At 70.3% G+C, this 23254-nt stretch carries 21 protein-coding genes; 12 read left to right on the top strand and 9 right to left on the bottom strand.

All coding sequences use genetic code 11. From position 1 onward, the window contains the following. Positions 1 to 11: 11 nt before the first annotated feature. From OID54_RS25950 to OID54_RS25930, 5 genes are all read left to right on the top strand, one after another. Complete coding sequence (locus OID54_RS25950; protein WP_329023269.1) at positions 12 to 740, top strand: hypothetical protein; 729 nt, start codon at positions 12 to 14, stop codon at positions 738 to 740. Between the two features lie 155 nt (positions 741 to 895). After that, complete coding sequence (locus OID54_RS25945) at positions 896 to 2098, top strand: HAMP domain-containing sensor histidine kinase (RefSeq protein WP_329027794.1); 1203 nt, start codon at positions 896 to 898, stop codon at positions 2096 to 2098. Between the two features lie 85 nt (positions 2099 to 2183). Beyond that, positions 2184 to 3539: an FtsW/RodA/SpoVE family cell cycle protein gene (locus tag OID54_RS25940; protein ID WP_329023267.1), complete on the top strand. Its 1356-nt coding sequence runs from the start codon at positions 2184 to 2186 to the stop codon at positions 3537 to 3539. After that, complete coding sequence (locus tag OID54_RS25935) at positions 3536 to 4993, top strand: penicillin-binding transpeptidase domain-containing protein (RefSeq protein WP_329023264.1); 1458 nt, start codon at positions 3536 to 3538, stop codon at positions 4991 to 4993. Before OID54_RS25940 ends, OID54_RS25935 begins: the two co-directional genes overlap by 4 nt. Positions 4994 to 5059: 66 nt before the next feature. Next, positions 5060 to 5527, top strand: a complete 468-nt coding sequence (locus OID54_RS25930) for a DUF3291 domain-containing protein (protein ID WP_329023262.1) — start codon at positions 5060 to 5062, stop codon at positions 5525 to 5527. A 26-nt stretch (positions 5528 to 5553) separates the two neighbouring features. Here the strand turns inward: OID54_RS25930 and OID54_RS25925 are convergent, their stop codons facing one another. Further along, the gene (locus tag OID54_RS25925; protein WP_329023260.1) at positions 5554 to 6459 is read right to left on the bottom strand and encodes an ADP-ribosylglycohydrolase family protein; all 906 of its coding nucleotides are present in this window, start codon (positions 6457 to 6459) and stop codon (positions 5554 to 5556) included. A 341-nt stretch (positions 6460 to 6800) separates the two neighbouring features. On the opposite strand from OID54_RS25925, the gene OID54_RS25920 reads away from it, so the two are divergent. The 4 genes from OID54_RS25920 to OID54_RS25905 all read left to right on the top strand — a co-directional run bounded on the left by OID54_RS25920 (position 6801) and on the right by OID54_RS25905 (position 9880). Next, entirely contained in the window at positions 6801 to 7736 is a 936-nt protein-coding gene (locus OID54_RS25920; RefSeq protein WP_329023258.1) for an AurF N-oxygenase family protein, read from the top strand. A gap of 53 nt (positions 7737 to 7789) precedes the next feature. Further along, the gene (locus OID54_RS25915; RefSeq protein ID WP_329023256.1) at positions 7790 to 8524 is read left to right on the top strand and encodes a TetR/AcrR family transcriptional regulator; all 735 of its coding nucleotides are present in this window, start codon (positions 7790 to 7792) and stop codon (positions 8522 to 8524) included. A gap of 100 nt (positions 8525 to 8624) precedes the next feature. After that, positions 8625 to 8909, top strand: a complete 285-nt coding sequence (locus OID54_RS25910) for a hypothetical protein (protein ID WP_329023254.1) — start codon at positions 8625 to 8627, stop codon at positions 8907 to 8909. A gap of 125 nt (positions 8910 to 9034) precedes the next feature. Then, positions 9035 to 9880, top strand: a complete 846-nt coding sequence (locus OID54_RS25905; protein ID WP_329023252.1) for a hypothetical protein — start codon at positions 9035 to 9037, stop codon at positions 9878 to 9880. A gap of 8 nt (positions 9881 to 9888) precedes the next feature. Here OID54_RS25905 and OID54_RS25900 read toward each other — a convergent pair whose 3' ends face one another. From OID54_RS25900 to OID54_RS25880, 5 genes are read right to left on the bottom strand one after another with little or no spacing between them, the layout of a single operon-like run. After that, positions 9889 to 11133, bottom strand: a complete 1245-nt coding sequence (locus tag OID54_RS25900) for a styrene monooxygenase/indole monooxygenase family protein (protein ID WP_329023250.1) — start codon at positions 11131 to 11133, stop codon at positions 9889 to 9891. Positions 11134 to 11172: 39 nt separating this feature from the next. Next, positions 11173 to 11844 carry a GTP-binding protein gene (locus OID54_RS25895; protein ID WP_443055679.1) on the bottom strand — a complete coding sequence of 224 codons (672 nt, stop codon included), beginning with the start codon at positions 11842 to 11844 and terminating at the stop codon, positions 11173 to 11175. Next, positions 11825 to 12241 (bottom strand): DUF742 domain-containing protein, encoded by a 417-nt coding sequence (locus tag OID54_RS25890; protein WP_329023248.1) that lies wholly within the window; start codon positions 12239 to 12241, stop codon positions 11825 to 11827. Before OID54_RS25890 ends, OID54_RS25895 begins: the two co-directional genes overlap by 20 nt. Continuing rightward, positions 12238 to 12720 (bottom strand): roadblock/LC7 domain-containing protein, encoded by a 483-nt coding sequence (locus OID54_RS25885; RefSeq protein ID WP_329023246.1) that lies wholly within the window; start codon positions 12718 to 12720, stop codon positions 12238 to 12240. The genes OID54_RS25890 and OID54_RS25885 overlap by 4 nt, the downstream gene beginning before the upstream one ends. Beyond that, a complete protein-coding gene (locus OID54_RS25880) occupies positions 12717 to 15491 on the bottom strand; it encodes a sensor histidine kinase (protein WP_329023244.1) in 2775 nt (924 codons plus the stop codon). Before OID54_RS25880 ends, OID54_RS25885 begins: the two co-directional genes overlap by 4 nt. Before the next feature lie 373 nt (positions 15492 to 15864). On the opposite strand from OID54_RS25880, the gene OID54_RS25875 reads away from it, so the two are divergent. Continuing rightward, positions 15865 to 16653 carry a hypothetical protein gene (locus OID54_RS25875; RefSeq protein ID WP_329023243.1) on the top strand — a complete coding sequence of 263 codons (789 nt, stop codon included), beginning with the start codon at positions 15865 to 15867 and terminating at the stop codon, positions 16651 to 16653. A 125-nt stretch (positions 16654 to 16778) separates the two neighbouring features. On the opposite strand, the gene OID54_RS25870 is transcribed toward OID54_RS25875, so the two are convergent. Further along, positions 16779 to 17288, bottom strand: coding sequence for a MarR family winged helix-turn-helix transcriptional regulator (locus tag OID54_RS25870; RefSeq protein ID WP_443055678.1), 510 nt, complete (start codon positions 17286 to 17288; stop codon positions 16779 to 16781). Positions 17289 to 17560: 272 nt separating this feature from the next. Here OID54_RS25870 and OID54_RS25865 point away from each other — a divergent pair, with 272 nt between their 5' ends. After that, a complete protein-coding gene (locus OID54_RS25865; RefSeq protein ID WP_329027790.1) occupies positions 17561 to 18361 on the top strand; it encodes a lysozyme in 801 nt (266 codons plus the stop codon). Positions 18362 to 18436: 75 nt separating this feature from the next. Here OID54_RS25865 and OID54_RS25860 read toward each other — a convergent pair whose 3' ends face one another. Together OID54_RS25860 and lon are read right to left on the bottom strand one after the other, a co-directional pair. Continuing rightward, positions 18437 to 19285, bottom strand: coding sequence for a pentapeptide repeat-containing protein (locus OID54_RS25860; protein ID WP_329023239.1), 849 nt, complete (start codon positions 19283 to 19285; stop codon positions 18437 to 18439). A 278-nt stretch (positions 19286 to 19563) separates the two neighbouring features. Next, positions 19564 to 21975 carry an endopeptidase La gene (gene lon / locus OID54_RS25855; RefSeq protein ID WP_329023237.1) on the bottom strand — a complete coding sequence of 804 codons (2412 nt, stop codon included), beginning with the start codon at positions 21973 to 21975 and terminating at the stop codon, positions 19564 to 19566. A 520-nt stretch (positions 21976 to 22495) separates the two neighbouring features. Between lon and OID54_RS25850 the strand changes: the two genes are divergently transcribed. Next, positions 22496 to 23215 (top strand): spermidine synthase, encoded by a 720-nt coding sequence (locus OID54_RS25850; protein WP_443055792.1) that lies wholly within the window; start codon positions 22496 to 22498, stop codon positions 23213 to 23215. Positions 23216 to 23254 lie beyond the last annotated feature (39 nt).

The following is a 23254-nucleotide window of genomic DNA, read 5'->3' as shown; positions in this document are numbered from 1 at the left end:
CCCGGAGGACCGTGCCTTCGCGCCCGCTCCGTCTGCCGCTGTTCGCCGCCGCGCTGACAGCGGTCGTCGCCGTACTGCTCGCGGGATGCGGCGGAGCCGGTGAGCTGCGCAGTTCGGGACCCACGGCGACCGCGACCGGCCCGGTGCAGCTGTGGCCGGGGCTGGCACCCGTCACCTCTCCCCCGTACGACTACGGCGAGACGAACACCGCTCCGATCCCGGGGATCGACGTACCGCCGTCCGGGGTGCGCGATCTGGATCCGGTGGCGGTGATCAGGGCCGAGTCAAGGGCGCACCCGGAGTTGTACACCGGCCCCGACGGGGTGTTCCGGAGCACGCTCGCCCAGCTCAAGCAGTGCGACAAGAAGCCGGAAGTCTGTCCGGTGCTGTCGCCGTACTACCGCGATCTGACCGGCGACGGGCTGGAAGAGCTGATCGTGGGGATCAAGTTGCCCGAGCAGTTGACGGCGGTTCGGGTCTATCGCCCCCAGGCGCGCTCCGACGACCTGACGCGGATCATGTCGACGGCTGACCAGTTGGTCCGTGTGCAGTTGGCGGGCCGGGACATCGTGCTGCGTTCGGTGTCGGCGGGCATCCCGGGGTACGAGTACCGCACGGCCTGGTCCTGGGACGCGCGGAACGGCGCGATGCTGCCGACGCGCGACGAGATCGTGCGGGTCGAGGCGACCGGAGACGAACCGGCACCCGGCGCCACCGGCTCCGCTGCGGAGCCACGGTGAAGGCCGGGCGTCTGCTGCCCGGACGCCGGGGCGGGCGCGACCGGCACGCGGTCGCAGGCGAGACGCACTCCGGCCCCAAGCCTCGGCGCCCTTGGCGGGAGCTGCCGCGCTGGGCCGTCAGCCTCACCTGGAAGGCCGCCGTCTTCATCGTGGTCATGTGCTGTGTGCTGGCGACCCTGCTCGGGACGCTGGTCCATGCCGCCGTCACCAGTCAGACCGTCGAGCAGTCCAGGGAGAAGGCCCTGGACAAGCTGGAGGAGGTCACCGACGCCTATCGGGCCGGTGAGCCGCTGCCGCCGTACGCCGGAGTGGACCACGCGGCCCTACCGGGCTCCCTGCGGGCTCTCGCGGTCAAGGGCGAGCGCGGCACCATGGTGAGCAGCTACGACGGCCGCCCCACGATGTGGGCGGCCGGCCCTGCGGACGGTCGGGCGCTGTTCGTGCGCCTCGACTACACGCTCAGCGCGCGGACCATCACGGGCCTCGACCGGGCGATCGTCGGTTCGTCGGTGTTGGCGATCGGGGCGACGCTGCTGGTGGGTGCGTTCGCGGTGACCCGGGTGACGCGCCGGCTGCATCTGACGGCGCAGGTGGCTCGGCGGATCAGCGCGGGCGACCTCGATGCGCGGGTCAACGATCCGCGCACGCGCAACCCGTCCCGCCCACAGGACGAGGTCGCCACGGTCTCGGTCGCCCTGGACTCCATGGCGTCCTCGCTCCAGGGGAAGCTGCTGAGCGAGCAGCGGTTCACGGCGGATGTGGCGCATGAACTGCGGACCCCGCTGACGGGCCTGACGGCAGCTGCCGAACTGCTGCCCGAGGGCCGGCCGGCCGAGCTGGTGCGGGACCGGGTGCGGGCGATGCGTTCCCTGACGGAGGACCTGCTGGAGATCTCCCGGCTCGACGCGGGCAGCGAGACGGTGGATCTGGACGTCCATGAGTTGGGGCGGTTGGCCGAACGGGTGGTGCGGGCATCGGGCACCGAGACCGAGGTGCGTCTGGTGCGGGACGTGACGGTGGAGACCGATCGGCGTCGGTTGGAGCGGGTGCTCGGCAATCTGATCGCCAATGCGCACCGGCACGGCAGGGCGCCAGTCGTCCTGACCGTGGACGGGCTGACGGTGACGGTCACCGACCGGGGGCCCGGCTACCCGGCGTACCTGCTGGAGCACGGCCCGGCCCGGTTCCGTACGGAAGGCGGGAGCAAGGGGCACGGTCTGGGGTTGACCATCGCGGTGGGTCAGGCTGCGGTGATCGGGGCGCGGTTGCGGTTCGCGCAGGCGCCCGACGGCGGGGCGCTGGCCCGTCTGGTCCTTCCGCACCGTCCGGTTCCCAGGCCGCGGGGACCGCTGCTCTGAGGAGGCGCGGCACGCCGCCCGCCGACCGGACCGTGCATGCGTGACATAAAGGACATAAGACTTACCGCTTGCTAAGTTGCCTGCCATGACCGCCACCACCAAGGCGCCGGCACACCCCCCTCCCCTCGCCCCCCACCCGGCACGGCGTCGGGGCGTCGAATTCTCCCTCCTGGTCTGCGCCGTTCTCATCTGCGTCTACGGGTACGCCGCGGTCGGGCTCGCCCGGAACCACGCCGTACCCGAGGACGCACTGCGCTACGGCGGCGGTCTGGGGCTCGTCGCCCTCCTCGCCCACCTCGCCGTACGGCTGCGCGCCCCCTATGCCGACCCCCTCCTCCTCCCGATCGCCGTGCTCCTCAACGGCCTCGGACTCGTCCTGATCCACCGTCTCGACCTGGAGACCCCGAACCACCCCGCCGCACCCGCCCAACTCCTCTGGTCGGCACTCGGCGTGGCCCTGTTCACCGCGACCGTGCTGGTCCTGCGCGACCATCGGACCCTCCAGCGGTACGCCTATGTGTCGGTGGCCACGGCGCTCGCCCTGATGATCGCCCCGATCCTGTTCCCCGCGGTGAACGGCGCCCGGATCTGGATCCGGATCGGCGGACTCTCCTTCCAGCCCGGCGAGTTCGCCAAGATCCTCCTCGCCGTGTTCTTCGCCGCCTACCTCGCGGCCAACCACCATGCGCTCGCGGTCACGGGACGCCGGATCTGGCGGCTCCAACTGCCGACCGGGCGGGTGCTCGGCCCGATCGTGACGATCTGGCTCACCAGCGTCGCGGTGCTGATCCTGGAACGGGACCTCGGCACCTCGCTCCTCTTCTTCGGCCTCTTCGTGATCATGCTCTACGTGGCGACGGGCCGAACCGGCTGGATCGCGGTGGGACTGACCCTCGCCGCCGCCGGGGCGTTCGCCGTCGGCGTGTTCGAACCCCATGTGCACAGCCGGGTGGAGGACTGGCTCGACCCCTTCGCCACCATCGAAGCGGGCCGGGGCGCCGGCCAGGTGGCACAGTCGCTGTTCGCCTTCGGCGCCGGCGGGGTCCTCGGCACCGGCCTCGGCCTCGGGCACTCCACCCTGATCGGCTTCGCCGTGAAGTCCGACTTCATCCTCGCCACCGCCGGCGAAGAGTTGGGGCTGGTCGGCCTCACCGGCATCCTCCTGCTGTACGGGCTGCTCGTGGCGCGCGGCTTCGACGCCGGGCTCCATCTGCGCGACCCCTTCGGCCGACTGCTCGCCATCGGTCTCGCCTCCATCGTCGCCCTCCAGGTCTTCGTGATCACCGGTGGCGTCACGGGGTTGATCCCGCTCACCGGGATGGCGATGCCCTTCCTCGCCCAGGGCGGCTCGTCCGTCGTCGCCAACTGGCTGATCGTGGCCCTCCTGATCAAGGTCAGCCACTCGGCCCGCACCCCCATCGACCCTCCGGAGGCGCGGTGATCCGCTACATCCGACGCGCGGCCTGGCTGTGCTGTGCGCTGCTCGTCGCCCTGCTCGTCAATGCGGCCCGGCTCCAGGTCGTCCAGTCCGACGCGCTGGGCAAGAGCCCCGCCAACCGCAGGAGCGACATCGCCCGCTACGCCGAACCGCGCGGGAACATCATCGTCGGCGGACGTTCCGTCACGGGCTCCAAGGACACCGGCCAGCAACTGCGGTTCGAACGCACCTACCCGGAAGGCCCCTTGTACGCGCCCGTGACCGGGTTCTCCTCGCAGACGTACGGCACCACGCTCATCGAGAACGCCCAGGACCGCGCCCTGGCGGGCACCGACCCGCTGCTCCGCGCGATTCCGCTGTGGCACGACATCAGCCGCGGCCGGCCTCCGGGCGGGGACGTCATCACCACGATCGAACCGTCCATGCAGCGGGCCGCGTTCGCCGGCCTCGGCGGCAAGCGCGGCGCGGTCGCCGCCCTTGAGCCGTCCACCGGAAGGATCCTGGCACTGGTGAGCAGTCCCTCCTACGACCCCGGGGTGCTCTCCGGGACGGGCACAGCCGTCACCGCGGCTTGGGACCGCCTCCAGTCCGCGGCGACCCGCCCCCTGGTGAACCGGGCCATTCGCCAGACCTATCCACCGGGCAGCGCGTTCAAGATCGTCACGGCTGCCGCGGCGCTGGACGCGGGGGTCGTCACCGATGTGGACGCCCCCCTGGGAACACCCGATCCCTTTCTGCTGCCGGGCACCAGGACCCGGTTGCCGAACGCGGTGCGCGGCTGCGGTGACACCTCGCTCGCCCACGCCCTCCAGTGGTCGTGCAACACCGTCATGGCGGACGTCGGAGCCCGGGTGGGGTTGACCGGAATACTGGCCACGGTGCGCGCCTTCGGCTTCAACGACCGCGATCTGCACATCCCGTCCGCGGTCACCCCGTCGAACTTCGACACCCGGATGAGCCCGGACCAACTCGCCCTGTCCTCGATCGGGCAGTTCAACACGACCGCCACTCCGCTCCAGATGGCGATGGTGGCGGCGGCGGTCGCCCACGGCGGTGAGGTGATGCGCCCCCATCTGGTGGACCGGGTGGTGGCCCGTGGCACCCGCGCGATCTCCCGTACCCATCCGATGCCCTACCAACGGGCGATGAAGCCCACCACCGCGCGCCGGCTCCAGGAGCTGATGGTGCGGGTCGTGGAGGACGGCACCGGCGCGAACGCCGCGATCCCGGGGGCACTGGTCGGCGGCAAGACGGGCACGGCCCAGCACGGCTTGGACAACTCAGGGACTCCGTACGCCTGGTTCATCTCCTGGGCCCAGCGGGAGGACGCCTTTCAACCGGCGGTGGCGGTGGCCGTGGTGGTGGAGGACGCGGAGGCGGTGCGCGGGCACATCAGCGGTGGCGGCAGTGCCGCTCCCATCGCCCGCGCGGTGATGGAGGCGGCACTGCGGAAGTGACGCCTGGACCGGGTCTACGCCTCCCCGCCCTCCCGGCCGGCCTGAGCAGCTGGTTAAGGTGCGGCCATGGCTTCCCAGCAACTCGCGCAGGTGAACATGGCGCGGCTCAAGTTCCCCCTTGACTCCGTGGAGTTGAAGGACTTCGTCGACTGGCTCGACCCGGTGAACGCGGAGGCGGACGCCGCGGACGGCTTCGTCTGGAGGTTGGCCGACGACGGCGACGGGAACGCGACGGCGATCCGACCGTTCGACGATCCATGGCTGCTGGTGAACCTCTCGGTCTGGCGCGACCCCAATGCCCTGACCGCCTACATGTACCAGGGCCAGCACCGGGAGGCGCTGGCCCGCCGCTTCGACTGGTTCGAGCGGGTACAGGAGCACATGACGACGATGTGGTGGGTGCCCGCGGGGCACCGGCCGACGGTCAAGGAGGCACAGGAGCGTCTGGTGCTGCTCCGCACCGAGGGGCCGACCCCGCAGGCGTTCACCCTGCGGACGTCGTTCCCGCCGCCGGAGGTGGACCCGACCGACTGACCGTCACCCGGGCCACCGCTCGGCGGTCACCCCTCGTCCGGCACGGGCAACGCCTCCCGTCGCTCCAGCCACACGGCGGGCACCGCGTCGACCCCCGTGCGCGCGGCAACGATCCCGCCCGTGATCGCACAGGTCGTGTCCACATCGCCGAAGCCCTCGGCCGTGCTCCACAGGGCCGCCTCCAGATCATCCGGGTGCCGGGCGGCCGTCCACACCGCGAAGGGCACGGTGTCATCGGCCCTGATCCGGCTGCCGTTGCCCAGGACGTCCGCCGCCTTCCAGGGCTCGGTCTCGAAGGAGAGCCGCACGGCCCGCAGCAGTCCGGCGCGTACGGCGCTCTCGGGGGTGCGGTCGGCGACCGCTTGGACGGTGAGTTCACCGCGGACCGAGAGGGCCGCCGCGATCGCCACCGCCACCGCTCCCGCAACCCCCTCCGGATGGGCGTGAGTCACCCTCGCCGACAACTCGGCCTGTCGGGCGACCTCGACCAGGTCGGCCGCGAACCAGGCCCCCAACGGCGCCACCCGCATCGCCGCGCCGTTGCCGAGGCTGCCACCGTCGAAGAGCAACTGCGCTTGCGTACGCCACTGCTCGGGTGTCTCCAGCAGCAGGGGCAGGAGTTCATGCATGCCCCTGCCGTAGCCGCGGCCCGGGTCGGCGTCGAAGGCGAGCGCGAACCGGGCGGCGAGACGGTCCTGGTCGATCGTGCCGAACCGGACGAGGACATGGTGGATCGCGAGGGCCAGGGCCGTGTCGTCGGTCCAGCGCCAGAGGGGTTCATCGGGGGTGCGGCGCTCGCGGACGTCGGCGAATGCCTGCGCATGCTCGCGGAAGAGGGGGAACCAGCGCTCCCCGAACGCGTCCCCGAGGGCGAGCCCCTCCAGACTGCGGCGGGCGGCTTCCGGGCTGACCTGGATCTGTTGAACGGACATGGCGCCATGGTCCCGGAACGGGCGAGCGGCCCGCATCCCATATCGCCGCGCAGCTGGCGGAGTCGATCGACGACTTCCTCCACCGGATCGGCCGAGCCGGTCCGCAGCGCGGCCGGGAGGACCGTACGGCACGCCCCTTCATCGGCCGTGGTGCCCATGGAACCCGCCCCGGAACGCCTATTGGACAGTCGGTCAGCAAGTTGCCGTCAGGGGATTGACGGGCTTGCTGACGGAGAGTCTCATAAGGAGTGGCCCTCGGAGTCGACCCGTACTGCGGATCGCCTCCGCACCCGGGGCAAGCCGCCAGGTCCACCCTTGACGCTCGCGAGGTGTTCTCCGCCATGACGACCGTGTCCGAAGCCGAACTGCGGACGCTCCACGACGCACTCGGCCCCCTCCGCGACCGGGAACAGGTCGCCGCCCGACTGCTGGAAGCCTCCGCCAAGCACTCGTTCGACCCGGACCGCGAGCTCGACTGGGACTCCCCCATCGAGGAGGGGAAGTGGTTTTGGCCACCGGAGTTGGTCTCGCTCTACGACACCCCGCTGTGGCGCCGGATGTCCGAGGAACAGCGGATGGAGCTCGCCCGCCACGAAGCCGCTTCACTGGCCTCACTCGGCATCTGGTTCGAGATCATCCTGATGCAGCTGCTGGTGCGCCACATCTACGACAAGTCGGTGACCAGCAATCACGTGCGGTACGCCCTCACGGAGATCGCGGACGAGTGCCGGCACTCCATGATGTTCGCGCGGATGATCCAAAAGGGCGACGCCCCCGCGTACCCCGTCCCCCGGCTCTACCACAATCTGGCACGGGCCCTGAAGACCGTCTCCACCACCCCGGGATCGTTCGCGGCCACCCTGCTCGGCGAGGAGATCCTCGACTGGATGCAGCGGCTCACCTTCCCCGACGAGCGGGTCCAGACCCTCGTGCGCGGTGTCACCCGCATCCATGTGGTGGAGGAAGCACGCCATGTGCGGTACGCACGGGAGGAACTGCGCCGCCAGATGGTGACCGCGCCCCGCTGGGAGCAGGAACTCACGCGCATCAGCTGTGGGCACGCGGCCCAGGTGTTCTCCGTCTGCTTCGTCAACCCGCAGGTGTACACGAACGTCGGACTCGATCGTCGCGAGGCCGTCGCCCAGGCGAGGGCCAGCGGCCACCGCCGCGAGGTGATGCAGTCGGGGGCCAGGCGCCTGACCGACTTCCTCGATGACATCGGGGTGCTGCGCGGGCCCGGCCGCAAGCTCTGGCAGCGCTCCGGCCTGCTCGCATGAGAGCTTCCTCCGTCATCGCCCACCGGCCCGGCCGTCCGGTTACGCTGCGGAGCATGACCACTCCCGTCCCGGCGCCCCGCGCCTACCGGCGGCTGAGCGTCGAGGAGCGCCGCAGCCAGTTGCTGTCGGCCTCGCTGCGCCTGTTCGCCCACCGGGCCCCGGACGATGTGTCCCTCGACGACGTAGCCGAGGCCGCCGGTGTCTCACGCCCGCTCGTCTACCGCTACTTCCCCGGTGGGAAGCCACAGTTGTACGAGAGCGCCCTGCGTTCGTCGGCCGAGGTGCTGGAGCGGTGCTTCGACGAGCCCCGGTCGGGGCCTCCCACCGAACGGCTCTCCCGGGTCCTGGACCGCTATCTCGCCTTCGTCGATGAGCACGACGCCGGCTTCAGCGCCCTCCTGCGGGGCGGCAGCGTGGTGGAGACCTCACGGACGAACACGATCGTGGACGGCGTCCGCAGGGCAGCCGCCGAGCAGATCCTGCTGCACCTCGGCGCCGAGGAACCCGGCCCCCGGCTGCGGATGCTGGTGCGCACCTGGATCGCCGCGGTGGAGGCGGCCTCGTTGATCTGGCTGGACGAGGGGAAGCAGCCGGCGCCGGCCGAGTTGCGCGACTGGCTGGTGGACCACTTGATCGCGCTGCTCACGGCGTCGGCGGCCACGGACGGGGAGACGGCAGCCGCGGTGGGGTCGCTCATCGCCCAGGAACGACCCGAAGGCCCGGTGTACCGGCTCGCCGTCCGGGTGCTCCCCCTCCTGGCGGGCGCCTCCCCCACACCCGAGCAGTAGGCGCCCCGGCCTTCCGCGCACCCGACAGCCACCCCGCCGGTCGCCCTGCGCTTGCGCGGCCGGTGGCGTACCGCACCCGCCGTTGAGCGAGACTGTGCAGGTGAGAAGCGAAAGCACCCCCTTTGTCGGTGGCCCCCTCGATGGGCAGGTGCTGCCCGTGCTCGTGGGGCACACCGGGCATCCGCCCAAGTGGTACGAGATCCCCGTCCCCGGCGACGACGGCTCCACGGTGACCGTGTACGCCTACCGTCGGGTCCCGCGCGGCTACACCAAGCGGTTGGGGCTCCAGCGGGGCTGGGCGTACGAGTACGCCCCCGAGGGCAAGGAGCGGCGTCAGCTGCGGTGGCCCTGGTCGAAGCCGCAGGGTCCAGCCGACACGCCGTAGAGCGCGGGAGCCTGCCGTCAGGAGTGACCTCGTTGGGCCGATCCGGTCATCCGGGAGGCGGGGGGAGCCCGTGGGGCGCAGCCTCGGGTCCGGGTGGACGGGCCGCCCCAGCCGGAGGTGATGAGGTGTCAGCGAGGTTGTTGGGCGCGGTGTGCATGGCGATCGTGGTGGGAGCCGCCCCGGTGGTGGGGTCGGCTGAGGCGCCCGGTCCGCTCCGGGGCACCGCTTCGGCGCTCACCCGGCCCGCCGCCACCGACCCGGACACCCACGCGAACACCGACCCCGACCCCGACCCCGACACCAGCGCACCGGAGCCCGCCCCAGGGGCAGTCGCGGGCACGGGCACCGACGAGAAACCCGGGGCCGCGCCGCTGACCGTGGCCACCGCCCTGACCCAGCTCCAGACGCTCTACCACCAGGCGGGGACGGCCGAAGCCGAGTACCGCACCGTGAAGCGACAGCTGGTCGCCCAGCGGACCCGGACGATCGGGTTGACCCGGGGGCTCAGGGCCGCGCGCAAGGCTCTGGCGGACAGCCGCGACGAAGTGGGCCGCATCGCCCGTGAGCAGTACCAGGGGCGGTCCGAGTTGGGCGAGTTGTCGCGCTACCTACAGATCTTCCTCGCCCGTGAGCCCGAGCGCGCCCTCGACGAGCGCCATCTATGGGAGCGCGTCGCCGCCGATCGACTGGCGACCCTGGACCGGCTGCGGGCCGACACCCGACGAGCCTCAAAGCTGGCGACGGCTTCCCGTCGGGCGTACGACCGTGAACTGGAGCTGGCAGCGCGCCAGCAGAAGGCGCGGCGGACGGCGGCCGACCGGTTGGCCGCGGTCGAGGAGGTGCTGGCCTCGCTCTCGCCCGAGCAGTTGGCCGCCCTGACGGCCCTGGAGGACGGTGGGCTCACGGCACCTCGCACCGCGGGTCCGTCGCAGCCTCCCGAGGAGACCACGACGGACCGCGACGCCGACTGACAGTTGCCCTACGGGGCGACTGCCGCCCCGACCTCGGCCACGTACGCCTCGGTGCGGGCAGGGTCGTAGAAGAAGTTTTCGAAGTCCGCGGGGTCGTTGAAGCCGTTGGCGAACCGGTCGGCGATCGGCTGGAGCTGACCGGCTGCGCCGATCAGGTTCAGGATGTGCTCCGGCGGGGGCGCGAGCATGGCGTTCGTCCACTTGGTGACGTGCTGGGCGGTCTCCCAGTAGCGGTCGAAGGTGGCTTGCATCCAGTCCCCGTCGAACGGCTTGTCACCGTGCTCGACGATGGAGTCGAGATATGCGGTGGCGCACTTGGACGCCGAGTTCGAGCCCTGGCCGGTGATCGGGTCGTTGGCGACGACGACATCGGCCACTCCGAGGACCAGGCCGCCTCCTGGCAACTCTCCGATGGGCTTGCGCACGGTCGGCGCGTACCGTCCGGCCAGAGTGCCGCCCGCGTCGGTCAGCTCGACCTTGGTGGCACGGGCGTACTCCCACGGAAGGAAGCGCTCCAGCAGTTCCAGGGTGAGCGCGAGGTGCTCGGAGGGGTCCTTGATCGTCTGGAAGACATCGAGCGGACCGCCGGGTACGCCCTCCCAGAACAGGATGTCGGCCCGGCCGGAGACGGTGTAGGTCGGCATGATGAAGAGCTCGCCCACACCGGGCACCAGATTGCAGCGGACCGCGTCGAACTCGGGGTGCTCCGGGCGGGGGCCGAGGCCGTGCACATAGGCGACCGCGAGGGCGCGCTGCGGGGCGTCGTAAGGGGAACGGGAGGCGTCCCGGCCGAACATGGAGACCAGTTCACCCTTGCCCGCGGAGACCATGACCAGGTCGTAGGTGCGGGAGAAGTAGTCCAGGTCGCCCACGGCGGCACCGTGGATGACGAGTTGTCCGCCACGCTGGGCGAAGGTCTCCATCCAACCGGCCATCTTCACGCGCTGGTCGACGGATTGGGCGTAGCCGTCGAGCTTGCCGACCCAGTCGATCAGCCGCTGGGACTCGGGCCCTGCGACGGAGACTCCGAGGCCCTCGATCTTCGGGGCCTGGGTCTCCCAGAAGTTGATCCCCAGGTCCCGCTCGTGCTGGAGGGCGGTGTGGAACATGCACTGCGTCGACATGACCCGGCCGGAGCGGATCTCGTCGGCCGTGCGGTTGGACATCAGGGTGACCTCGTAACCCTTCGACTGGAGGCCGAGGGCGAGCTGGAGACCGGACTGACCGGCTCCGACTATGAGTATCTTCCGCATCCGGGGGATCTCTTTCGTCTGGGCAGAGCGAGCTAAGGACTATTCAGGAGTGGCTGCGAGCGCGTGAGCCACCAGGGCGAGGAGTGCCTCGATCACCGTGGTTCGCCTGCGCGCGTCCATGATCACAATCGGTACATGTACCGGTATGGTCAAGGCATCCCGCACGTCCTCAACTTCAAACATTTCCGAGCCGTCAAAGTGGTTCACGGCAACGACGTAGGGCAGTCCGCTGCTTTCGAAGTAGTCCAGGGCCGGGAAACAGTCCGACAGCCGACGGGTGTCAGCCAGCACCACCGCGCCGACCGCGCCTCGCGCCAGGTCGTCCCACATAAACCAGAACCGCTGCTGTCCCGGGGTCCCGAAGACATAGAGGACCAGGTCCTCGTCAAGCGTGATCCGGCCGAAGTCCATGGCGACCGTGGTGGTGAGCTTCTCCGGCGTCGCCGTGAGGTCGTCTGTCTCCTCGCTCGCCTGCGTCATCAGCGCTTCGGTCTGGAGCGGGGTGATCTCGGAGACCGAACCCACGAAAGTGGTCTTGCCGACGCCGAAACCGCCCGCCACCACGATCTTGGCGGCGGTGGGCGCGCGGGCATGGTCCAGTTGCCAGTCCCGCAGACCCTCGTCGGCGGCCGTGCGGGCGCTCGGGGGACCGTGCTGCGGCTGCTCGGGGGGATTGTGGACAGGCAGAGTCTCAGAGGCGGCGGAGTCCACTCAGCACCCTTTCCAGCAGTGCGCGTTCCGGGCGTCCCGAACCTTGTCCGGTGCCATATACACGAATCTTTCCCTGGTCCGCCAGGTCGCTCAACAGCACCCTGACGACCCCGAGCGGCATCTTGAGGAGCGCCGAGATCTCCGCGACGGTACGCATCCGGCGGCACAGCTCGACGATCGCCTGGAGTTCGGGCATGACCCTGGGGTTGCCCTGGAGGAGCTCGGGGCGCTCCGGTGGGGCCTCGATGGCCGCCACGAAGGTCTCCACGAGCAACACATGGCCGAATCGCGTACGGCCACCGGTCAGCGAGTAGGGCCGTACCCGGGCGGGGCGGCGGTTCTCACCGCGGACCGGCAGCCCCGAGGGACCGATGGCGTGCGACCCGTTGGCGGTCATCGAGCCCCCTCCAGGGACTGGCGCAGTTCACTGCGGAGTTCGGGGGTGAGCACATGGCCGGCGCGGCCCACGAAGAGACCCATGTGGTAGGCGACGACGGACATGTCGCAGTCGGCGTCGGCGCTGACGCCGAGGAGCGAACCGTCGCTGATCGACATGATGAACACGCAGGCGCCCTCCATCGCGACCATCGTCTGTTTGACCCCGCCGCCCTCCATCAACCGGGCGGCGCCGATGGTCAGGCTGCCGATCCCGGAGACGATGGTGGCGAGGTCGGCGCTGGAGCCCTTGGGACCCTCCTGGTGGACCGACCCGAGGGGAACGGCGTTCTGGGCCGGGTCGGACGAGAGCAACAAGAGCCCGTCGGACGATACGACGGCCACCGAGCGTAGACCTGGCACCTCCTCCACCAGATTGCTCAGCAACCAGTGCAGATTGCGGGCCTCACTACTCAGGCCGAACGTGCTGGTCGCAGTCAACTGCGTGCCTCCTCGACTGTGTCCCCCGCTTCTTCTGTCGCCGTGCGTGCGCCCTGGGCCAACTCCGCTTCGGCTTCGCGACGACCCTCGTCGGCAGCGCGCTGGAATCCGCCGAGCCTGCGTCGCAGGGCCTCGGCGTCAACGCTGCCGGTCCGCTCGCCCGGTGCGGCGGCGGGCTTGACGACCTTGGGTGTGCGCTTGGGCAGGCCCTTGTCGGTGACCTTGTCCCAGACGGGCGCGGGACCGGCCAGCGGCCCGGGCGCCTCGGCCGGCGTGGGGTCCCCGGCCGGCGCGGGGTCTGACGCTACCGGCTCGACCGGCCGGACGGGCGCCGCCTGGCCGGGCATGACCGGATACTGCTCCGGCTCCGGGAGCCGCATCTCGAAGGTGGGTTCATCGGGCGCCTGGGTCTCCGGTGCGCTGTCCGCGGCCCTCTCGTGCACCTCGGGCTCGGCAGCACGCACAGCCGCTTCGGCCGCTTCGACCAGGGGGTCGACGAACGGACCGGGGACCGGTCCGGGCAGCGGCTGACGCGGAGTGCTCGGCAGAGCGTTGGAGTTGGCCTCGGCGACCGACCCGGGCAGGTGCACCGCTGTGGTGTCGGAGCCGGGGCGGTGCTCGGCGTGCGTCTCCCTGGGCAGCAGGCCCTGCGGGAGGACCACCACAGCGGTGACCCCGCCCTGTGCCTGCTCGCGCAGTTGAACACGCACGCCGTGCCGGGTGGCCAACAGCGCCGCGACCCGCAGCCCGAGGCCCTCGGCGTCCCGGCCGGAGGCTGCCGGCGGGGCCGCCTCGTACGACTCGGGGTCCGCCAGCCGGGCGTTGAGCTCCGCGAGCCGTCCCGCGGTCATCCCGATGCCGCTGTCCTGCACCGAGAGCATGATCTCGCCGCTCTCCAACAGCCAGCCGGAGAGCTCGACCTGGGCGTCCGGGGGCGAGAACGAGGTGGCGTTCTCCAGCAGCTCGGCCACCAGGTGGCTGAGGTCGTCCGCGGCGAATCCCGCAACCTGGGCGTGCGGCGGCAGGGACTGGATGACCACCCGCTCGTACCGCTCGATCTCGCTGACGGCGGCGCGCAGCACATCGACGAGGGGCACCGGGCCGGAGTGGGTGTGGCCGTGCTCGGCGCCCGCGAGGACGAGGAGGTTCTCGCTGTGGCGGCGCATGACCGTGGCCATGTGGTCGAGCTTGAAGAGGGTGGCGAGCCGCTCGGGGTCCTGCTCACGCTCCTCCAGCTTCTCGATCACCCCCAACTGGCGTTCCACGAGCCCGAGGGTGCGCAGGGAGAGATTGACAAAGGTGTGGTCGACGGTGTGCCGCAGCCGTTCGAGCTCGGCCGTGAGCTCGGCGGTGTTGTGGCGCATCTCGGCACGGGCGGCGGCGAGCTGGGCAGCCGCCAGGTCCCGTGAACCGGCGAGCTCGCCCCGCTCGTCCTCCAACTGCTCGGCGCGGGCGCCGAGCTCGACGACCTTGCCGTGCAGGGCGTTGAGGGAGCGCACGACCTGGGCGAACTCATCGTTGCGGCCGGTGAAGCGGACCGGCTCCTCCAGCTCCGGGGACGCCGCGAGACGGGCCGCACCGATGCGCAGCACGGCGAGGGGCCGGGTCAGGGTGCGGGCGATGGCGGCCAGGGCGCCGATGGTCAGCAACAAGGTGCCGCCGAGGAGCGCGATACGGATCTCCAGGGCGGTGACATCGTCGTCACGAAGCTGCTCGAAGCCGATGATCCGGTCGGACGCGAGGGACGATTCGATGCCGCGCATCAACTCGATGCGAGCGGTGAGGGAGGACTCCAACTTCTCGCGATTGGACTTGCGATCGCCTTCGGACAGTTGGGGCTGGTCGGTGAGTTTGGTGAGGTAGTTCTCTGCGGTCTTCACCTCGGCGCCGGTGACCGTGGCGGCCAGCGACTCACGGGCGTCTTTGCCCGCGGCCTGGTCGAAGTCGGCGAGCGCCGCGAGTTCGCGTACCCGGGACTGCTGGGCACCGGCGCTCAGCGCGTTGCGGACCTCGGCGGCGGCCTTCGACTCCTCGGTCTCCCTCTCGACGGGGAGTCCGGTGATCTCGTCGAACCCCTGCTCGACCTCTCCCGCGGGCACCGAGAGGGCGGCCAACAGCAGCCCCCGGGTGGCGGACGCCTGTTCGGCGGCGAGGCCGAGGGCGGCGGGTGCGCGGGTGGCCGCCGTGGCGCCCGGAGCGCGGGAGGGTGTCTCGTCGGCGAGTTCGACGGCGAGGGCGTGCAATCCGGTGATGACGGTGGTGTAGGCGCGGTGGGCCTCCATCGCCGTGCCCTTGCCGGTCATCGCGTCACGGCGCACGGACGGCACCGCGGCCAGTTCCCGACGGAGTCCGGCGCGCTCGTCGGAGATGGCCGCCGTGATCTCGTCTATCTGACGGTCCACCCGGGCACTGCGGTTGGCGGTGACCTCACGCCGGTCCTTGTCCCCGGCATCGGCCTCCTGCTCCTCGCGGCCCGCGGCGATGTACGCGGTGACCTCATCGCGCTCATCGGCGAGCGAGTGGGCGAGGGTGACGGCCTGTCGGTTCAACTCGGCGAGGGTGACCAGCCGCTGGGACTCGGTCAGTTCCGCCGAGATCGCGAAGATTCCGGGCAGTCCCGCGCCGACGACGACGAGGCTGACCACCGCCACGCCCGCGACCAGCCTGCTGCGCACGCGCTTGACCCGGCCGTACGCGGCGGGGGCCGGCGGGACGGGCTGTGCCTGGAACGTCTCAGGAACCAGGGGGGCCTGAGGCCGCTTCTTCTGCACCGGTGCTCGCAATCCTGCTTGACTCGTCCGCCCTTTGAACCGTGAAGCAGAGGTGACGACCGGTCATCCACCTGATCCCACCCCTGGTATGACTTAAGACCATTCCAGTGCTTTTGGGAGGGAGGTGCACATCGGCCGCTCCGCCACCTGAACGAGTGAACAACACCAGGGAGTTGGCGAACAACTCCTCTCGGTTGCGACCGGGCGTCAGGAATGGACACTGACTGGATCTTCCGGCCGGGCTTTGACAGGATGCGCGCCCGCAGCTTCGCCCCTTGACCGTTCAGGACCGGTGAACACCCCCTGACCTGGACGTACGGATCGTTTGCGCGATTGTGCAGGCAACGTGAACGACTCATGCAGACTGAGTGTCATGCGCATCGAACTCGCCACTTCGCCCGGCTCGCCCGAACGCCCCAACGAGGACTGGGCGGCCGTGGCCCTGCCCGCGTCGGGCCAGGGTGGAGCACTGGTCGCCCTCGATGGAGTGACCCCTCCGGACGGCGACTACGGCTGTGAGCATGGAGTCCCCTGGTTTACCGCTCGACTGGGCGGGGCCCTGCTCGAACTGTCCGTTTCTCTGCCGGATGATCCCCTGACCGCGATTCTCGCCTCGGCAATTCGACGCACCGCCGATGTTCATCGGATCGGCTGTGACCTTTCTCACGTGAGAACACCTCAGGCAACCGTCGTCATGGCCCGCTGGGGCGGCCCATCGGGAGAGGTGGAGCATCTCGTCCTCTCGGACTCGGTCCTGCTCCTGGAGTCCCCCGAGGGAGAGGTGCGGGCGGTCCTCGACGATCGCATCGACCGACTGCCGCCGGAGTCCCTGCGGACCCATGCGTCGGCCGATCGGCTGCGCAACGCGGAGGGCGGGTTCTTCACCGCCGCCGCCGATCCGGAGGTCGCGACCCGAGCGGTGACGGGCAGCACGCCGATGAGCCGGGTCAGGGCGCTGGCCGCTCTGACGGACGGGGCCTCGCGCTGGGTGGAGATGTTCGACCAGGGCGACTGGACCGGCTGCCTGGGGGTGCTGCGCGAGGAGGGCGCACAGGGACTGATCGACCGGGTGCGGGCGGTGGAGACCGAGGTCGGGGAGAGCGGACGGGTCATCCGCTGGAAGCTGCACGACGACGCGGCGGTGGTGTTCGCGGAGCTGTAGGGCTACCCCTCGCCTGTGCAGCCCTACGGCGGGCCCGCCTTCCGTACCCGGCGGACCGGGAGGGAGCGGCGTGCCGATGCTCCCGTTGCGCGGCGCCTAGTCGAAGCGTTCGCGAGCGCTTGGGGTCAGGACTCCGCACTGACGTTCAGTTGGTGCAGCAGCCTCGCCAGTTCCGCGATCTCCGTGCCGTCCCAGGCTGCCAACCTGCGTACGTAGGTCGCCCGCCGGGCGTCCCTCACTCGGCGGAACCGCTCCAGACCTTCTTCCGTGAGCCGTACGAGTGACGCTCGGCCGTCGGCGGGATCGGGCTCCCTCGACACCAGTCCCACTTCTTCGAGCGCACGCAGCTGACGGCTCATCGTGGCCTTGCCGACGCCGAAGTACACCGCGAGGTCCGTGCCCCGCTGGACCCCCGTCGCCTCCAACTGCACGAGCAACCCGTAGGCGGCGGGCTCCAGTCCGGGATGGACCGCGCGGGCCATCTCACCCGAGGAGGCGCGGGCGCGGCGCAGAAGGACGGCCAATTCCTTTTCCAGGGCGAGGAATGCGCGATCCACTTCCGTTGCGCCCTGGGGCTCAGCTCCGCTCCCCGTACCACTTCTCTGCACGTCAACACCCCTCGTACGCTTTTCCATTCAGGAAAGTTCTCGCCGGCGGTGGTCGTCTCCGCAGCCCGGTCAGTATTTCGCAGACACGGCCCGCCAAGCCCCCGCACGCGCCTTCCTTCGCTCCGCCTTCCGCGCAGTGCACGAGAGATGGCGTGTCCACACCATATTGCTCCATCCAGGCATGTCCGGACATCACCGCCGATCGCTCCCGCTGAGCGCGCCGCAGGCACGCTGTGTCTGTGGACAGATCAGGAAGAAAGCGAACTTTTCCCCCGTCAGGGAGACCGCACCGCTCGTTCATAGCGACGTCCGGTGCGTTCCTCGTAGCCCTCTCCCTCTTCTTCACCTTCCCCTCCGCCGCTGGGGCCGGTGACATCCCGCCCCGCGGGTCGGCGCATCTGGGCATGGGCGTCATCGCCCATGACGGCGAAGGGGGGCTGCCGCCCGAGCAGCGCAGTTTCGAGCCGGAGGCCGCCCAGACCGAAGGCGTCGACGTCGCAAGCCACCAGGGCAACGTCGACTGGCCGGCGCTGTGGACCAGCGGTGTGAAGTGGGCCTATGTGAAGGCAACAGAAGGCACCTACTACAAGAACCCCTACTTCAGTCAGCAGTACGACGGCTCTTACGACGTCGGAATGATCCGCGGCACCTATCACTTCGCCACCCCCGACACGGCGACCGGTGCCACCCAGGCGGACTACTTCGTCGACCGGGGCGGGGCGTGGACCGCGGACGGTCGGACCCTGCCGGGTGCGCTCGACATCGAGTGGAACCCGTACGGGGACGCCTGTTACGGCAAGACCCAGTCCGGGATGGTCACCTGGATCAAGGACTTCCTCGCCCGGTACAAGGCGCGCACCGGTCGGGACGCCGTGATCTACACCGCGACGAGTTGGTGGACGCAGTGCACCGGGGACCACGCCGGCTTCGGTGCGGTCAATCCGCTGTGGATCGCCCGCTACAACACGGCGCCGGGCACCCTGCCGGCCGGCTGGCCGGTGCAGACCATGTGGCAGTACACCTCGTCCGGGCCGATCGTCGGCGATCACAACAAGTTCAACGGAGCACTCGATCGGGTCGTGGCCCTGGCCAACGGCTGAACCGACAGCCCGGCGCGGCCAGGCGTCGCCTGCTCTGAGACCGTCCCGCGCTTCCCTTATGGCCCTGGCCCGTGGTCAGGACCAGTGCGCGGGGCGGTCCAGCGCCGTCGGCAGCCGGGTCGCGCCGTCGCCGCGTGCCGCGTTGACCTGCGGCTGGGTCAGAAAGATCGCACCCGTCAGATCGGCGCCCGAAAGGTCGGCGTCGCGCAGGTCCGCGCCGATGAGGTCGGTCTGCCGCAGATCGGCGCCCCGCAGGTCCGCGGCGATGAGACAGGCGCCGCGCAGGCTGGTGCCCCGCAGATCGGCCCCGCGCAGTCGAGCGCCCATGAGGTCTGCGCCGCGTCGGTCCTTCGGGCGGCGCCCCTTGCCCCCCTTGCCCGCCGGGCGGGCCCCGGCCCGCACCAGTTCGCTGGTGCGCAGCAGCAGGACGTTGACGCGCTGCCGATGAGCCGGAACATCGAGGGCCGCGAGGTCGTCCGCGGACAGCAGGGTCAGGTCCTCGGTCTGAACGAGCAGTTCCCGCAGCGCGCCGTGAAGCTCGCGGGCCGGGGCCAGGGTGAGGGATTCGGCGAGGTACCAGAGCAGCTCATGAAGCTGTCGTACGACGGGGAAGGCCGCGAACATGGTGGGAGCCGCCCCGGGCTTTCGGCGCCAGTCCTCACCGCCGAAGGTGACCTGGGAGACCTTCTGGCCGGCGCCGAAGCAGTCGTAGACGGTGCATCCGGTGAATCCGCTGGTGCGCAGTCGGGTGTGGATGGAGCAGCCGAAGTCGTCGTTCAGCCGGGCGCAGGGGGTGCCGGCCGGTTTGTCGACGGCGAAGTCCGTGGAACGTCCGAAGGGGAGGGCCACACAGCACAGGCCGAAACAGTTGGTGCAGTCGGCCCGCAGGGTGAGGGCGCCGACCTGCGGTTCAGTGGACTCCATGGCCCCATTGTGCGGGCTGCCGGGGGCTGCTCGCGCCTACCGGTCTGTGCGACGACGCGCCCTCATTGATGCCCCTGGGTGGGGTGGGTGCTGTTGGTGCCAGCGGGTGCCTTTTGTGCGCCGACTCCGCGCTCATGGCTGCGGGGCACAGGGCGAAGGGGCCGCAGGGGAGAGTGCGGCCCCTTCTGGCTTCTCTATCGGGGGTGGTCTCCTCCCCCGAGGGAGGCGGCCGGGTCGGTCCCGGGCGGGGCAGCTGCCCCGCCCGGGACCGACCCGGCTCAGGCCGCTGCCGGAACCAGTACGTCGGCCGGGGACAGCGCCAGCTCCAGCACCTGGCGAACGTCCGTCACCGGGTGCACCTGGAGCGTGTCCAGGATCTCCTGGGGCACATCGTCCAGGTCCGCCTCGTTCCGCTTGGGGATCACCACGGTGGTGATGCCCGCCCGGTGGGCGGCCAGCAGCTTCTGCTTCAAGCCGCCGATGGGCAGGACCCGACCGGTCAGGGAGACCTCTCCGGTCATCGCCACGTCCGTGCGCACCTGGCGTCCGGAGAGCAGCGAGGCGAGCGCGGTCGTCATGGTGATGCCGGCGCTCGGGCCGTCCTTGGGCACCGATCCGGCCGGGAAGTGGATGTGCACGCCCCGGTCCTTCAGGTCACCCACGGGCAGTTCCAGCTCGGCTCCGCGCGAGCGCAGGAAGCTCAGGGCGATCTGTGCCGACTCCTTCATCACATCGCCCAGCTGGCCGGTGAGGGTGAGCCCGGAGGCTCCCGTCTCCGGATCGGCGAGGGACGCTTCGACGAAGAGCACATCGCCGCCCGCGCCGGTGACCGCGAGTCCGGTGGCGACACCGGGCACGGCGGTACGGCGTTCGGCCGGGTCCTGCGCCGACTCCGGCACATGATGCGGCCGTCCGATCAGCGGGCGCAGTTGCTCCGCGCCGATGGTGAACGGCAGCTCCCGGTCGCCGAGCTCGTGCTGGGCCGCGACCTTGCGCAGCAGCCTGGCGACGGAACGCTCCAGGTTTCGCACGCCCGCCTCACGGGTGTACTCGCCGGCGAGCTTGCGCAGCGCCGAGTCCTCCAGGACGACCTCGTCCTTCTCCAGGCCCGCCCGCTCCAGCTGGCGCGGCAGCAGGTGGTCCCGGGCGATGACGACCTTCTCGTCCTCGGTGTAGCCGTCCAGCCGGACCAGTTCCATCCGGTCGAGCAGCGCCTCCGGGATGGCCTCCAGCACATTGGCGGTGGCCAGGAAGACGACATCGCTCAGATCGAGCTCGACCTCCAGGTAGTGGTCACGGAAGGTGTGGTTCTGTGCGGGGTCCAGGACTTCGAGGAGGGCCGCGGCCGGGTCGCCGCGGAAGTCCGAGCCGACCTTGTCGATCTCGTCGAGGAGAACGACCGGGTTCATCGAGCCGGCCTCCTTGACCGCCCGGACGATACGACCGGGCAGCGCACCGACGTAGGTGCGCCGGTGGCCACGGATCTCGGCCTCGTCACGGACGCCGCCGAGGGCGACCCTGACGAACTTGCGTCCCATGGCGTGCGCGACCGATTCTCCCAACGAGGTCTTTCCGACACCCGGAGGTCCTACCAGCGCGAGCACGGCTCCGCCACGCCGCCCGCCGACGACTCCGAGCCCTCGGTCGAGGCGCCGCTTGCGCACGGCCAGGTACTCGGTGATCCGCTCCTTCACGTCCTGAAGGCCGGCGTGCTCGGCGTCGAGGACGGCCTTGGCGCCCGCGATGTCGTACTGGTCGTCGGTGCGCTCGTTCCACGGCAGTTCGAGGACGGTGTCCAGCCAGGTGCGGATCCAGGAGCCTTCGGGGCTCTGATCGCTGGCCCGCTCCAGCTTCTCGACCTCCTTGAGGGCGGCCTCGCGCACCTTCTCGGGCAGATCGGCGGCTTCGACGCGGGTCCGGTAGTCGTCGGACTCGTCCTCGCCGTCCTCGCCGTTGATCTCCCGCAGTTCCTTGCGGACGGCTTCGAGCTGGCGGCGCAGCAGGAATTCGCGCTGCTGCTTGTCGACGCCTTCCTGGACGTCCTTGGCGATGGACTCGGCGACGTCCTGCTCGGCGAGGTGCTCTCGCAGTTGCTCGGTGGCGAGCTTCAGCCGGGCGATCGGGTCGGCCGTCTCCAGCAGTTCGATCTTCTGTGCGGTGGTCAGGAAGGGTGAGTACCCGCTGTTGTCGGCGAGCTGGGAGACATCGTCGATCTGCTGCACGCGGTCCACGACCTGCCAGGCCCCGCGCTTCTTCAACCAGTCGGTGGCGAGGGCCTTGTACTCCTTCACCAGCTCGGTGATCTGACCGGGCAGCGGGTCGGGCACGATTTCGTCGATACGGGTGCCCTCGACCCACAGGGCGGCCCCGGGTCCGGTGGTGCCCGCGCCGATGCGCACCCGGCCACGGCCGCGGATGAGCGCTCCGGGGTCACCGTCGGAGAGCCGTCCGACCTGCTCGATCGTCCCGAGCACACCGGTCCCGGCGTAGTTGCCGTCGACGCGTGGAACAAGGAGCACCGTGGGCTTGCTGTTCTCGGAGCGGGAGGCGGCCTGTGCGGCCTCCACCGCTGCTCTCACCTCGGTGTCGGTCAGGTCCAGCGGCACCACCATTCCGGGCAGCACGACCTCGTCATCGAGCGGCAGCACGGGCAGGGTGAGCGGTGTGAACGTCTGGGACTCAGCAGCCATGATCTCCCCTTAGGCAGTGAAGTTGAGCTCTATCGACTCAATAACCTCTCAATGCAGGAAGCCCCCAAGATGTTCCCCGCACCCTGTTCGCTCTGGGCGATCTCCCCGGCCACTCCCTCGCGCCAGCCTCTGACCCGGCCCTGACCTGGTTCTTCTCATAGATGTGCACCGGGGAGCGATACGAGGGGTGCGCGAGGGACTCGCCCCTCAGGGGGATCAGAGCGTGAAGCACGGGCCGGACGACAGTGCCGTCGAAGTGCCGAAGAATCCTCTGGGCCGCGGGCCGGGACGCATCCCCGTACAGCTGCCGATGGCCGTGATCGCGGCCAGCTCCCTCACCAGCCGTGGACCGCACGGGCCCGCCCCGACGACCGATACCCACCGCACGCCCCATGCGCCCCCAGAGCACCCCGTACCACCCCACCGCACACCGCGCGCCCACCATCGACCCCGTACACCCCGCCTTGGCCAAAAGCAGATGCCCGGGGCAGACATCGCGGACACGATGACCACCCACCCGATGGACCGGAGGTCACCCGTGTTTCCACGCGCGAACCCATCCACCACGCTGGTCGCACCCCTTCCCGTCACGCTCGACCGGCGTGACGGCCCCTGGGGCGAGATCGTGCTGCGGCGGCGCGGCGAGCACCACGAGATCATCGCCAACGGGTGCTTCCTGATGGACACCTCCGACGGGCGCTCCGAACGGCTGCTCATCGACGCAGCCGCCGACGCCCTGGCAGGTCGGCGCGATCCCGCGCTACTCATCGGCGGGCTGGGGGTCGGCTTCTCGCTCGCCCGGGCCGCCAGAGACCCGCGATGGCGACATATCGCCGTCGTCGAGCGCGAGGACGCGATCGTCGACTGGCATCTGTCCGGGCCCTTCGCCCGGATCTCCGCCCCCGCTCTCGCCGATCCCCGGACCGTGATCGTCCGCGGTGATCTCCTGGCCCACCTTCGAACCACGAGCGAGCGCTACGACGCGCTGTGTCTGGATATCGACAACGGCCCGGACTGGACCGTCACGGACGACAACGAGGCCCTCTACACGCCGCGGGGCCTCGCCCTGTGCGGACGGGTGCTGCGACCGCAGGGCGTACTCGCCGTATGGTCCGCCCAGCCATCGCCCGCCTTTGAACAAGCGCTGCGGAAAGCCGGGTTCACCGGGGTGCGGACCGAGGAGATCCCCGTTGTCCGAGGAGTGCCTGACGTGGTCCACCTCGCCATTCACCCTGCGTAGCCCAGAGCGCATGTATGCCCTTACGCTGCTGAGCTACAC

Source organism: Streptomyces sp. NBC_00690, from assembly GCF_036226685.1.
GTDB lineage: Bacteria > Actinomycetota > Actinomycetes > Streptomycetales > Streptomycetaceae > Streptomyces.
The sequence above is the reverse complement of the archived record's forward strand: the minus strand, read 5'-3'. Positions and strand labels throughout refer to the sequence as shown.